Below are 12,195 nucleotides of genomic sequence, written 5' to 3' on the forward strand. Positions count from 1 at the left end.
ACGCACGCATCGCGCTACGGCGCGCGCGCCATCTCGACGTGCGGCACGCCGGCCTCGACGAACGGCTCACCGACCGCCGTGAAGCCGTGCCTCACATAGAACGCCACGGCCGAATCCTGCGCGTAGAGCCGCACGGCGGTTTCGCCGCGGTGCCGCGCGGCATCCAGCAGCGCGTTCAGCACGGCTGACCCGACACCCTGCCCGCGGACATCGGCCAGCACCGCGACACGGCCGATCGTGCCGGACGGCAGCAGCCTTCCCGTCGCGACCGCCCGGCGCCTGCCCGTCGCCGCATCGATCCGGTAGGCGACCGCATGGAGCGACAGCGGATCGTCGTCGTCGAGTTCCCATTCCGGCGGAATCTGCTGCTCGCGCACGAACACCGCGTCGCGGATGCGCGCCGCGTCGCCGCCCAGTACCGTCCAGTCGCCCGTTTCCACCACGCCGTCCGTCATCGCAGCTCCCATGCGGCGCGTTCGCCGCCAAACGCCCGCCGTCAAACGTCGTCGAATGCGGCCTTCAGCGCCGCGACCGCATCGGCATGCGCGGCCCGCACCTCGGGGATGTAGCCGCCCATCTTGAAGAATTCGTGGATCATCCCCGGATAGCAGACCAGCGTGACCGCGTTGCCGGCCGCGCGCAACTTGTCCGCGTACGCGGCACCCTCGTCGCTCAGCGGATCGTATTCGGCCGTCGCGATCCACGCCGGCGCGACGCCCGCGAACGACGGCGCGCCGCGCGTGCCGTCGAGCGGCGCGAAGCGCCAGTCGTCGCGATCCGCCCGATCGCGCACGTATTGCGTGAAGAACCACTGGATCGTGTCCTGCGTCAGCAGGTAGCCGTTCGCGAGCCGTGCATGCGATTCGGTGTCCTGGTGGCCCGTCACGCCCGGGTAGATCAGCAGCTGCAATGCCAGGCGAATCCCCGCGTCGCGCGCGAGCACTGCGCAGACGGTGGCGAGCGTGCCGCCCGCGCTGTCGCCGCCGACTGCCAGCCGCGCGGCGTCGATGCCGAACGTGGCGGCCTCGCGATGCAGCCACTGCAATGCGTCGTCGGCGTCGTTCACCGCGGTCGGGAACCGGTGTTCGGGCGCAAGCCGGTAATCGACCGACAGCACCGCGCACTGTGCATCGCGCGCGAACATCCGGCACAGCCCATCGTGCGTGTCGACGCTACCGACCGTGAAGCCGCCGCCGTGGTAGTAGACGAGCGCGGGCAGCGGCTCCGCGAGGCTCGGCTCGACGGGCAGGTACAGCCGCGCACCGATCGTGCGGCCGTCGCGCGTCGGCACGACGCATGCCTCGACCGAATGCATCGGCGCCGGTGCGACGTCGAGGATCGGCGCGCTTTTCTCGTACGCGGCGCGCGCCTGCTGCGCCGTCTGGTGGTGATACGACGGACGTTTCGCGCGCTCGATCATGTCGAGCACCTGGGCGATCTTAGGATTCAGCGGCATCGGTGAAGACAGCGCCTGTGCGGCGCCGTGAGCGGACAAGCGTCACATGATGCCATGCCCGCGCCGGACAGGCGTGGCGCGCGACATACCGGAATCCCGTGCCGCAAAATGAAGCGGCCCTGCCTCATTCCAGGGACAGGGCCGTGCGTGTGGGGGCTTACGCGTCGCTCGGGCCGGGCTGGGCGTCCGGCGCCGTGCGCGAGCGTTGCCGCTTGATGTCGCGGCCCACCGCGAGCCGCCGCATGTACTTGAACGTGCCGAGTGCCTTCGCGACGAAGTTGCCGTCGCTGTCGCGCACTTCGCCTTCGCAGTAGGCCATCGTCGTCGAGCGGTGCATCACGCGCCCGTAAGCGCGCAGCTCGCCGCGCCCCGGCTGCATGAAGTTCACCTTCATCTCGACCGTGACGACGCCGATGCCGTCGTCGGTCAGGCTGCGCGCCGCCATCGCGAGCGCGATGTCCGCGAGCGTCATCGTCACGCCGCCGTGCGCGATGCTCCACGTGTTCATGTGGCGCTCCTCGAGCGACAGCACGATCTCGCTCGCCCCGTCCTTCGCGGACACGAGCTGCACGCCGAGCATGTCGACGAACGGGCTTTCGATCGACGGGCCGTCCGTCGGCGTTGCCGCGTCGCTCATCGTGCGGTGTCGACGATGTAGTCGACGCATTCGCGCGATTCAGCCACCGCGACGACGAATTTCTTCACTTCCTGATGGACCGGGTGCACCTGGTACGCGTCGAGCGCGGCCTTGTCCGCGAAATCGGACACGAGCACGATGTCGGCGGTCGCATCGAGGCCCGGCGTCGCCACGCCGACGTCGATCTGCAAGGTGCCCGGCACGAGGTCGCGGCAGCCTTCGAGCTTTTCCTTCAGCTTCAGCGCGTTCTGTGCGCGCGTCGCGCCTTCGGCCGATTCCTTCAACTTCCACATGACGATATGTCTGATCACTTCGGTTGCTCCTGTTCGTGTGGGTTCGGCAGCTTGCCATAACCCCGTGCCAGTTGGGCGTTCCATGCCCTTCCACCGTTCGCTTGCGTTCGCCGGTAATCGCGTCCAGCCGAGAAAAAGCGGGGTATAAAAGGGGGGATCATTTCGACCATGCGGAGACGATACCCCCTTTTTCACCGTGCCACTTACCGGCATCAAGATCCGACAAGCGAAGACAGGCGATAAGCCTACCAAACTTACTGACGCCAATGGACGATATCTGTTGGTGAAGCCGTCCGGCTCCAAGCTCTGGCGTTACAAGTCCAGAATTGCCGGGGAGGAGAATCTCTTTGCGATCGGTGAAGATCGAACTGTCAGCCTTCAAGACGTACGCGCGGCGCGTGACGATGCTCGCGAACGCGTCAAGAAGGGACTGCGCCCGTCGCATGCGCGACAGAAAGCGCTGTCGGCGCGTATCGACGAAGGCAAAGCAACTTTTCGCGCTGTCAGCGACGAGTGGCTGGAGAAGAAGCGGAAGACTTGGACTGAGCGGCATTATGGCGAGATCCTGCGCATGCTTGAGGCGGACGCGTATCCATTTATTGGTAGCCGACCAATGCGCTCAATTACCGCACACGACGTTCTGTCCTTGGTGCGCCGAGTCGAAGAGCGTGGGTCTCCTTCCGTCGCGATCAAACTTCGACAATACGTGTCGAACGTGTTTCAGTACGCCGTTATCACTTTGCGGGCCGATTCGGACCCCGCGTCGGTTTTGCGTGGTTCGGTCGTAAAACCACCGACTCAGAACGCACGTGCGCTGAGTCGCGACGAACTGAAGGCGATATTTCGGCAGCTCCCCACATACAAAAGCAAGCGAACCGTGATTGCGATTCGGTTACTGATGATGCTCTTTCCCCGTACGATCGAGCTTTGTCGAGCACGATGGGAAGAGATTGATCTAGATGCTGCAGAATGGAAGATCCCGGCGGAGAAGATCAAGTCTCGGCGGCTGCACATCGTTCCGTTGCCTCGACAAGCACTGAGCCTATTACGCGAGTTGCAGGGGATGTTCGGCAACCGTGGATATATCCTACCCATTCTACATAGCAATCGAAAGCTCCCCCATATGAGCAGAGCCACAATCAATAGGGCAATCGACTACATGGTGCCCGATAATCCTGAACCTATAACAGGACACGATTTTCGAGCAACGGCGTCAACCAACCTTCATGAGATGGGATGGAAGGACGAGGTTGTTGAAATGCAGCTTTCACACAAAGACAAAGACAAAACTCGCTCCACATACAATCATGCAAAGTACTTTCCCGACCGGAGAATAATGATGCAAGCTTGGGCCGATTGGCTTGATGAAATCGACAGAGACGCAATCGCCCCACTAAATCTAAAATACAGTTTTAATGATCTTCTTTACCCCTGAAATCAAGTCCTCGACCTCCTCCATAGTTGGCTCCGGGGTCTTAGCATGATCACATTTATTGCGAATATCCGCCAAATGCTGAATAAAACGCCACTGATGAATTTCAATCGCATCGACACCTTTAAGCGCCTCATTAAAATCAGCAATTGTTGGATTTTTTTTACCAATTGCCACTTGACGATCAGAACAAACTTGTCCGAGATGACGCTCTAGCACCACACCTGCCACTGCACCTGCAGCACGAACAAACTTAAATTTAGCCAAATGCTCTGCAGCATCTAGCTCTGAATCCATGAGATCTGCTTGGACAATGTGACGAATATCAAAAAGCGAGCTTTCGAATCGACCTTTCGCGGCCTCCACGATGGCGATTTGTTGAAGCAAGTGTGGAAATGCGGCGGTCCTAGACACCACGACCGCCCCTGTAGCGGCATTCGTAAGCTCTAGCCCCTGCAAGCAATCCTCCAATCTATAATTATCATTCGTTATATCCTTTCTCCCTTTCGGTTTTTCGTAATGCCGACGAAAATCCTCGACACGGTCCGGTAATATCTGACGCAAGAAAGCAAGCGCCTCAGAATACCAAGCCTGATACCCCGTACTAAAAGATGGAAGATTCTTAAGATACTCATCAGTCTTGTCTTTGAATTTCTTTCGACATGCCTCCAAAAACTCTTCCCGCATCGTCTCATATCTCATCGCCGCAAGAATCAACGCCCCACGATCGCTGAGACTTTCGAGGTCCTTCTTGAATTTTTCGATCTTAGACATCGCCATCCATTTAAATTAAGTAATCATTAATTCGCGCAACGCGAAAACACCGTCAATTCACCGCGGTTACGATGTAGCGCCATCGACGTCGTTCTTTTTATCGCCCCTCTGAGCAAAACCAATCGGCAATGGAAAAAACATAGAAGCCACATACAACACAATTACGGACCAATTGTTCCATGGCGCAATGGGAATAATTGTATTATCAAAAATTCTAACCAATACATCGGCAGCAATCCAAGCAAGGGATACGCGCATCGACAGAACGACGATACCCCTCAAATCATGACGCCGCCCTACCTCGGTGGCATCGTGTCGTTTTATTTGCAACCCACTCAAAATAAAACCAGCCAGCACCAACGCGATAACAGCATAATCAGCATGTAATACATAAAGCACGATTCCATGCGATTGAAACCATGACGGCTCCGGCCGGGGTAATCCGCTCACATTCAGGTCAGCCCCTCGGATATCCGCAGTCCAATTCAAAACACCCGAATCATCCGAGTATGCGTTATCGTAAACAGGATCTTTATTATTTTTATAAAGAATAATGTTGATAGATGCCGCCTCATTGATATTCAACAGCATGGGCGAAATCACCGCCTGAGAGTCGCCATTTAATGCAACATCAATTGGCGCATGACCAGGAGCCGGCGTAATTCCGACATAAAGAATTTTCTGCCCCTGCACAGCACTAATCGTGATCGGCGACTCAAAATCAGATTTCTCCAAATGACGACCACTTAGATTTGTCAACGCGTAATTTCGCAGTTGAATGTGCCCCATTGAAAGCGCCTGACCATTGAGAGTCAAGCCGAACTTTGGAGCATTGCCAGCCGTCAGTAGCTCAGCTGTCCCGAACATCGGCATCGCAAGCGTGCGCTGAATATGTAGTACGCCAGGTAGCTGCCCGGGTGATCGAGGCAGGATGGAAATCAAACCAATACACAAAGCAACTACAACCCCAACAAAAGTCCAAGCAGGGTCGCTAAGAAACTTCCGCATCCACGCTATCAACACTCTCACCCCGCATATAGTTGATTGTGTATATCTGAAAAACTGTTACGAATGCAAGTCGGAAATCTACTCACCGACGACGAGCAAATAAACTTGTCGCCGCACCTCAAAACTACCTGTCGGAAAAATTCACCTCCCCCGCAGGGTAGAGCCGGAGCATTGTCCGCGCAGCCTCGACATTCTTCGTATGTAACCATTCATCGTAGTCAACTGGCCGCAATATGACCACCGACCGTTTCTCGTCGCCGGGCTTATGCATGCGCCCCATCACAGCATGGCCGTCCGCGTTGACGGTCATCATGGTCATGCCGACAAGCGAGCGGCCGTCGGAATCTTCATAGCGCCGCCAGATGCCGGCGACACAATACGGCTGCCAATCCGTTAGCCCGATCCGCTGCCAGACGTTCCGGCCCGTTTCGTAACACGGCTCGAATATCCATTGGACCGGGATCAAGCAGCGCTGACCAGCTCGCCACGCCTTTCCGTAGAGCCGGAACTCACCGACCGTTTCGGAACGGGCATTGACCGTGTCGAGCTTTCGCCGCTTCTTCCCGTTGTCGTCGACGCGCTCGGGCTGCATGAACTTCGGCCAGAAGCCAAACACGGCCTTGACGACACCAAGGCCATCCCCGTCTGGCCAAGCGATCGGTGCCGCATAGTCCGGGTAGACATCCGGCTCCCACGGGTCACGACGGTACAGGTCACCAATGCCGACCTTCAGCTCGTTGATGCCCGGATCTTCGTCTGGCGCTTTGTAGTTTGTACACACTGCCCGCCCCCATTTTCGAGACTTGACGGCACCATCTTACCCCGCTCTAAACTGTATATCCATACAGTATTTCACGTGCATCATGATTCTGCCCCCATTCGATCCGCCACATTTCGACGCGATGTCTCAATGGTGGCGCACGTGCACGTATGCCGACGTCCACCGGCTGATCCTCGAAGTGCTACACCTGCGACTCACGCTGCGCGAAATGGGCACCCTTACCGGCGATGCTACGCGCATGATCGCGTACCTCGAACAGGCCGACGAGCTGAAGTACGCAGCACCGCTGCGCCGCTTGTCGATCAAGATCGACAAGGAGATCATGCGGGCAGGCAGGATGGGGAACCCACGCGCGCACGTTGCTCCGTTTTCCGACGAGTGGCGCGCACGCGAAGCCATGAAATGCCGGCTCCATGACACCCCGGACGAACCAGATCCCGGCTCGGACAAGGCAACAAAGCTGCCCGAGTTTCAACGCGTGACATGGAAGGAATTACGCGGCGCGTGGAGCGTGGCCGACTTCAAGAAAAGGCGTTTGCTGACGCTCGAACAGCGCTTCGTGCTGGAAATCGTGCACGTCCGTCGAGCGTTGCGACTCATGGAAAGGACGGTCTGCGCGGCAGAGCTGGAATTGAAGAAGAGCGGCTATCCAGATTCGTTCGCACTCGATCAGCTCCGTCGCATGATCGACGGCGCTCGCTTCGATTGACCATAGTTGACTGAGCGCGAGTTAGCCAACGATCAGACGTTCTCCCGGAAATGGTAAATTCATACGAAAACCACACCTACGAGAGAACATATGGCCCGAGCCATGATTTGCGTCGGCGATACGACGACGCATGGCGGCCGCGTGCTGGAGGGCAGCGCGACCGCGACAATTGACGGAAAGCCCATTGCTGGCGTCGGACACAAGGTACTTTGCCCGCAATGCAAAGGCGTCTTTCCAATCCTGCCGACGGGGCGGCAATACTCGCACACGTTCGACGGACGAGAAACCGCCGTCGAGGGCATGAAAACCGCATGCGGAGCGACGCTGATCGCATCTCAGTCGTCAGCGACGTTCGACGATGTCGGATCTGGCAAAGCGACGACTGGCGGCGCAGGCGCAGCTGTCGCTGCCACGGCTGCAGCGCTTGCCCCCTCGCCCACGCTCTGTCTCGAATGCCTGAAAGCTGCGGCCGAGAACGCCGCGACGATGATCGCGCGCGGATAGGCCCATGACTGAAAATTCGATTGAGGCTTTCTTCTTCAAGCGTCAACAGCAGTTGACCATGCAGGTGCATCTGTACGCCCTTGTCGACGGCCTTCTGTATGCCGATGCGGCCGGCGGTTCATCGCCCCAACGATCACGCTCGGCCGTAGCCGTATTCGATGGCACGCAGGACGCGTCACTCGCAGACGCTGGACCGTGGCTGTTTTCGTACGAGGCGGCGGCTGGCACTATCCGACGAACTATCTCCACACTGGCCAGCAGCTCCACCGGCGTGTCGTGGCTGATCAGCGCATATCCGATCGAATCACTCGCTGACGAGCTGCGCAGCCGCCTCGACGTACGCTTGCCGGATGGAAGCACAGCCCTCCTCCGCTTCTACGATGCCCGCATCATGGCCGACATGGCGTCGCTGATGGAATTCACGCAGCGCATGCAGTTCTTCGTGCCGACATTCGACTGGCTCGTCGAAGTAAATGGAAAACTCAGGGGAGTACACCCGCATGCTTGAGCTGACAAGCGAACAGGTCGCCGGCCTTGCCGAGATCGACGCGCGCGGATATGTCGAACACGTTCGGCAGGATCTCGTCAAAGCGGACCCGAAGCTGGCCGAAGACGGCACGCTATCGACGCGCCTATGGAGCGCGTACATCGCCGCTCGACGGCTCGGCATTCAGTCCGACGAAAATGTCGCCGCGTTTCTTCGTATCGAGGCATACGCTCCAAAGTTTTACGAGAGACCTGCGACGCGCGCGTGGCTGACTCGGCCCGGACGCTCGGCCGACGAACGTTTTCACGACTACCTACGCGTCATGAAATGGCGCATCGAACATCAGGACGACAAGGGAGGGGCTGAGCATGGGGGGATTGGTGGTGCCGGCGATCGAAGCGGCGATAGTGGAACTTGGACCAGTCTTGGCTCGCGCTGGAACCGCCTTATTGGGCGGGGCCGCAGTGGCCGGGACGGCTAGTCTGCCGGGAGACACGTCGAAAGACACAAGTAAGGCGGAGCCTGCCGTCCGTGCTATACCGCGTACAGGAGAGAGCTGCAAGAAGTGCCCACCTGAGGCGGGGAGCATGCAGCGCCGCAACTGGAGCATGAGTGACAACTCCCGAGAGTATCAAGGGCGAATTACGGGGTTCCCCTATAGCGTTGAAGAGGCCTGGAGCATGGAGTGGGTCTGGCAGCGTGACTTCGACGGCTTTCGACCGGAAAGCTGTTTGTTGATAGAAGCGAAGGCAAAGTACGATCAGTTCTTGAACAAGCTCGATGTACCGTACACCAAGGCCTTTGATGACATGGAGGAGCAGGCTGCCGGTCAGGCAGCGATTGTAGATGATCATCCTCCTGCGAGGTTGAAATGGTATTTTCAGACGGAGCGGACTTGGAACTACATGAGAGCGCCGCTTGCCCGTCTTCACATCCAATCAGAATGGGTGCCGTGACAAACATGGAAATAGTTACGCAATTTCGTAGCCCTGCCGACTTCGCCCAGCTTGGCGATTTTGCGGCTCATCTTGTCCGTCTATGGCCGGTGGTTGAGGCCATGTCGCGCGAGGACGAACGTTTAGGGCAGTGGTGGCTGAAGGCTGATACCGAGGAAGAAGCCCGTCTCTATCCCATGTTTGAAGCGCCTGGCATACCTTCGACAGCCGTTTTGGCAGTCTTGGCGCAACGGTATGAAAAAAAGATGGACCTTCCTAAAGTATTTGGCTTCTGGAATGGTCAGATGGACGCCGCCGACAGCGCGAGGCTGAAATTAGCCATCGATGCGAAAAGGCGGCCCAGCGAGATAGAAATCGGGCTACCGGCACAGGGCGCAGTCTCCGCGGACGAGCGCAGCTATGAGGGTGTGGCTAAGATAGTGGCCTCGATGGTTTCGGTTTATGACCCGATGTATGTCTCTGTTGCACCACGAGAGTATTTTCCCCGACAGGTGTTTGATGACAAGCCGGGCGTTGGCTGGATGCTGTATCTCCCGAAGATACTCACGACTCAGCAAATTCCGGAAGCACGCGAGTTGATTCCAGTTCCTGAAGCCGGCCGGAAGCAGACCGGGACGATCATTGTGAGCGTCCCAGATGCCGTTTTTTCAGTGGACAACTCCGAACACGTCGAAGTTGCTAACCGTATCGAGATTCGTCTCGTCGACCAAGACCTTCTGCCCGCATTCGCTGACCTGTAAGCACGGTGCCGGCGCGAGAATCCGCGCCGGCACCGTCCGTTAGAACAGCCCCACATCCGCGACGCATCCATTGCGAGCGATCGATACGAGCCAGACGGCCCGGCCGTCGATGCGCGCTCGATCCCCATCTGCGTACGCAACCGCAGCCGCTCGTCCCGCTCGTATGTGACTGGAATCGGCGAATGCGCCTCCGGATCACCGGGGTCAACGATCTCTTTCTTCAGGTTCCAAAGCGCAGCGAGATATTCGAGATGAGCGCCCGTCGCGTAGGCCAGTAACACAGCACGACCAGCATCGTTCACGCGCGCCCGAAACCGGACGTCCTCGTACGCGGCCAGCTCCAGCAGCTTGACGACCGGATCGGATTCGAGTGCCGCAGTCCAGTCCGGATAGATGCTCTTGAAGTGCTTCAGCTTGCGCTGATACACCTCCTCGAAGTCGAGCGTTTCGACGAAATCCGGCGGATCGAGCGCCGACAGATCGATCACTGTCATATAGTCACCTCGAATACAACATCGTCGCCGTTGTAGTGCCCGGCGATTCGAAAAGTAACTTTGCCGTCCACGACAGACAGTGCCTTCACGCTGTCCAGCGCAATGCGCGGCTTCGGCCTGTGCCGCCGAGATCCATCCACGCGTGACGGGTAGGTCAACCATTGCCGGGAGATCCAAGCCGTAATCGGGGCGCTCGCGGCGGGTTCCCTTGCGTGTGCTGAGAACGTCCGCGATGCTCTGCACCAGATGATCGAGTCCGCCGATCAGTCGGCCCGTGCGGCGACACATACCGACCAGCGCGACCATCACCGCGCTTTGGTCGGAATGCGCTTGAAGCACTCGCGCGATTCGAGATACGTGACATGTTCCGGCTCCGTCACCTCGGTCTTGCCGGCCAGCACGGCAACGTGCGAGCCGTCCGGAAACACGATCACGCGGCTGCGGAACTCCGTATCGATGAACGTCACGGGCGCCGCCACCCCGCTTGGCTGTGCGTCTTTCCGCATACAACCGCCGGAAAATAAAAAACCCCGCGTTATGCGGGGTCCTAGTAGTAAGCAAACTTGTGATCAAGGTTTGTGAAGGCTTTGCAACAACCGAACCTCATCAGCGCGCGCTTTCACGCAAAAGTATCCACCTGCACGCCAGATCAAATTTTTGCTCTGCACGTCCTTGTCAGTCATGGAGCCGCCGTCAGCCTTGTTAAAGGCGAGCGGGTCTCGGCAAAGCAACAGGACACTGGCGAAATTGAAACGCACATAGCTGTCCACAAAGTAGGCAGGCAAATCCTTACTATATGGTGATTGAGCGACCATATGGACCGTAAACCCGGCCCCCTGCATTCCGGTTACAAGGTCCGGCTTGAGAACCTGAAAGACGTATCGATTCTCGTCAATAGCGCCAATTGATCGTAGGATCGTAGATGTAACTGGACCGAGCGTCAGCGCCACAATCCACAGCACATAAAACACCATCACACCAGCGACAGTCGTCGTTTTAAAAATATCGAATGGCTTCTTGTCCGAAATTTTTTCGAGCAAATAGACCATTCCCGGAAGCACACCTATAACACTAAAAAAAACACATGCAACAAATACCCCAAAAGCTGCCCAGTCCGACATTTTTAACGAAGAGAAAACACCTAGACAGATCAACAAAGATAGTGACACTGGCAACGCGGCGCATGTTGGCGCCACCACAAGCTTGAGCCAATGCGCCATGACACTGATAAAGCCAGATTTACTCGAATCCGAAAGCGATTTTCTCCATCGATAAATTACTGCAACCTCAAACAAAACCATCACACCAATGCTTGTCAGAAACGCCCAGCCACCAGAAAAATCCGCAATCAGAGCCAGAGCCCCGGCTGTTCCCAGCCACACAACCGGAGAAAAAATGAATAAGCACGCGATCGGACCTCGAATACTGGGTACTCCTGCAGCCTTCGCCACCTTACTCTGCTCGTCATAGACGCCAGCAGCACCGACTGAAATTATTGATGGCACACAAAATTGAACCGCCAGCACGAATGTCAGCAAACATGCTGACACGATCATGACGATCAACCCCGGAACCGACACCACCGACTCCTGAAATAACTGCTGCCATCCAATTTTCTTCAGATACGACCATATCAAAACAGCAGGCATGATCAAACCGATTGGAGCGAGCTTCCAAAGGACGTCTAGCGTATCTTTGACAACCGCAATCGCAGCGACGTAGTTCTTGTAGAACCTCTTGAAATCTTCCCACCCCGCGTCAGTTGGCTGATTCCCCGTGGCTAGCTGCCCTCCGGTACCATTTTGATTTGACCCAGCGGAATTCATCGAGTTGACTCCTTTCCCCAAAGTAGCATTGTTGTATAGGGTCAATTCTAAGAGCTTGTTGTGTTTCATCGCCCTCGCAAAAGTCACAGGATCGCGAC

General features: G+C 57.5%; 16 protein-coding genes and 2 pseudogenes. 7 read left to right on the plus strand and 11 right to left on the minus strand.

What is annotated here, in order from left to right:
• Nucleotides 1-14: 14 nt before the first annotated feature.
• The 4 genes from DIE03_RS11665 to DIE03_RS11680 all read right to left on the minus strand — a co-directional run bounded on the left by DIE03_RS11665 (nt 15) and on the right by DIE03_RS11680 (nt 2,404).
• A complete protein-coding gene (locus DIE03_RS11665) occupies nt 15-455 on the minus strand; it encodes a GNAT family N-acetyltransferase (RefSeq protein ID WP_124450652.1) in 441 nt (146 codons plus the stop codon).
• A 41-nt stretch (nt 456-496) separates the two neighbouring features.
• The gene (locus DIE03_RS11670) at nt 497-1,456 is read right to left on the minus strand and encodes an alpha/beta hydrolase (RefSeq protein ID WP_124450378.1); all 960 of its coding nucleotides are present in this window, start codon (nt 1,454-1,456) and stop codon (nt 497-499) included.
• 157 nt (nt 1,457-1,613) lie between these two features.
• Nucleotides 1,614-2,093 carry a PaaI family thioesterase gene (locus DIE03_RS11675; RefSeq protein WP_124450380.1) on the minus strand — a complete coding sequence of 160 codons (480 nt, stop codon included), beginning with the start codon at nt 2,091-2,093 and terminating at the stop codon, nt 1,614-1,616.
• Entirely contained in the window at nt 2,090-2,404 is a 315-nt protein-coding gene (locus DIE03_RS11680) for a Dabb family protein (protein WP_119337996.1), read from the minus strand. The genes DIE03_RS11675 and DIE03_RS11680 overlap by 4 nt, the downstream gene beginning before the upstream one ends.
• Before the next feature lie 178 nt (nt 2,405-2,582).
• On the opposite strand from DIE03_RS11680, the gene DIE03_RS11685 reads away from it, so the two are divergent.
• Nucleotides 2,583-3,821 carry a phage integrase central domain-containing protein gene (locus DIE03_RS11685; protein WP_124450382.1) on the plus strand — a complete coding sequence of 413 codons (1,239 nt, stop codon included), beginning with the start codon at nt 2,583-2,585 and terminating at the stop codon, nt 3,819-3,821.
• Here the strand turns inward: DIE03_RS11685 and DIE03_RS11690 are convergent.
• The 3 genes from DIE03_RS11690 to DIE03_RS11700 form a co-directional block, all read right to left on the minus strand.
• Nucleotides 3,786-4,592: a hypothetical protein gene (locus DIE03_RS11690; RefSeq protein WP_221623685.1), complete on the minus strand. Its 807-nt coding sequence runs from the start codon at nt 4,590-4,592 to the stop codon at nt 3,786-3,788. The genes DIE03_RS11685 and DIE03_RS11690 overlap by 36 nt on opposite strands.
• A gap of 66 nt (nt 4,593-4,658) precedes the next feature.
• Nucleotides 4,659-5,600, minus strand: coding sequence for a hypothetical protein (locus DIE03_RS11695; protein WP_124450384.1), 942 nt, complete (start codon nt 5,598-5,600; stop codon nt 4,659-4,661).
• 124 nt (nt 5,601-5,724) lie between these two features.
• Nucleotides 5,725-6,381, minus strand: coding sequence for an SOS response-associated peptidase family protein (locus DIE03_RS11700; RefSeq protein WP_124450386.1), 657 nt, complete (start codon nt 6,379-6,381; stop codon nt 5,725-5,727).
• An 82-nt stretch (nt 6,382-6,463) separates the two neighbouring features.
• Here DIE03_RS11700 and DIE03_RS11705 point away from each other — a divergent pair, with 82 nt between their 5' ends.
• The 6 genes from DIE03_RS11705 to DIE03_RS11730 all read left to right on the plus strand — a co-directional run bounded on the left by DIE03_RS11705 (nt 6,464) and on the right by DIE03_RS11730 (nt 9,777).
• Complete coding sequence (locus tag DIE03_RS11705; RefSeq protein ID WP_124450388.1) at nt 6,464-7,090, plus strand: hypothetical protein; 627 nt, start codon at nt 6,464-6,466, stop codon at nt 7,088-7,090.
• A 90-nt stretch (nt 7,091-7,180) separates the two neighbouring features.
• Nucleotides 7,181-7,594, plus strand: a complete 414-nt coding sequence (locus DIE03_RS11710; RefSeq protein ID WP_124450390.1) for a PAAR domain-containing protein — start codon at nt 7,181-7,183, stop codon at nt 7,592-7,594.
• A 4-nt stretch (nt 7,595-7,598) separates the two neighbouring features.
• A complete protein-coding gene (locus DIE03_RS11715) occupies nt 7,599-8,102 on the plus strand; it encodes a DUF4123 domain-containing protein (RefSeq protein WP_124450392.1) in 504 nt (167 codons plus the stop codon).
• Nucleotides 8,095-8,562 (plus strand): hypothetical protein, encoded by a 468-nt coding sequence (locus DIE03_RS11720; protein ID WP_124450394.1) that lies wholly within the window; start codon nt 8,095-8,097, stop codon nt 8,560-8,562. The genes DIE03_RS11715 and DIE03_RS11720 overlap by 8 nt, the downstream gene beginning before the upstream one ends.
• A 106-nt stretch (nt 8,563-8,668) precedes the next feature.
• Nucleotides 8,669-9,037: a Tox-REase-5 domain-containing protein gene (locus tag DIE03_RS11725; RefSeq protein WP_124450396.1), complete on the plus strand. Its 369-nt coding sequence runs from the start codon at nt 8,669-8,671 to the stop codon at nt 9,035-9,037.
• Between the two features lie 5 nt (nt 9,038-9,042).
• On the plus strand, nt 9,043-9,777 hold the full coding sequence (locus tag DIE03_RS11730; protein ID WP_124450398.1) for an immunity 52 family protein: 735 nt from the start codon (nt 9,043-9,045) through the stop codon (nt 9,775-9,777).
• Nucleotides 9,778-9,836: 59 nt separating this feature from the next.
• Here the strand turns inward: DIE03_RS11730 and DIE03_RS38990 are convergent.
• The 4 genes and pseudogenes from DIE03_RS38990 to DIE03_RS11750 all read right to left on the minus strand — a co-directional run.
• Nucleotides 9,837-10,271 (minus strand): annotated as a pseudogene (locus DIE03_RS38990) (baseplate J protein); the annotation flags it as partial.
• Nucleotides 10,268-10,577, minus strand: a pseudogene (locus tag DIE03_RS38710) (GPW/gp25 family protein). The pseudogenes DIE03_RS38990 and DIE03_RS38710, both read right to left, overlap by 4 nt.
• Entirely contained in the window at nt 10,577-10,738 is a 162-nt protein-coding gene (locus tag DIE03_RS11745) for a hypothetical protein (RefSeq protein ID WP_260434865.1), read from the minus strand. Before DIE03_RS11745 ends, DIE03_RS38710 begins: the two are co-directional and overlap by 1 nt.
• A gap of 102 nt (nt 10,739-10,840) precedes the next feature.
• Complete coding sequence (locus DIE03_RS11750) at nt 10,841-12,166, minus strand: hypothetical protein (protein ID WP_124450402.1); 1,326 nt, start codon at nt 12,164-12,166, stop codon at nt 10,841-10,843.
• Nucleotides 12,167-12,195 lie beyond the last annotated feature (29 nt).

Source organism: Burkholderia sp. Bp8992 (genome assembly GCF_003853705.1).
GTDB lineage: Bacteria > Pseudomonadota > Gammaproteobacteria > Burkholderiales > Burkholderiaceae > Burkholderia.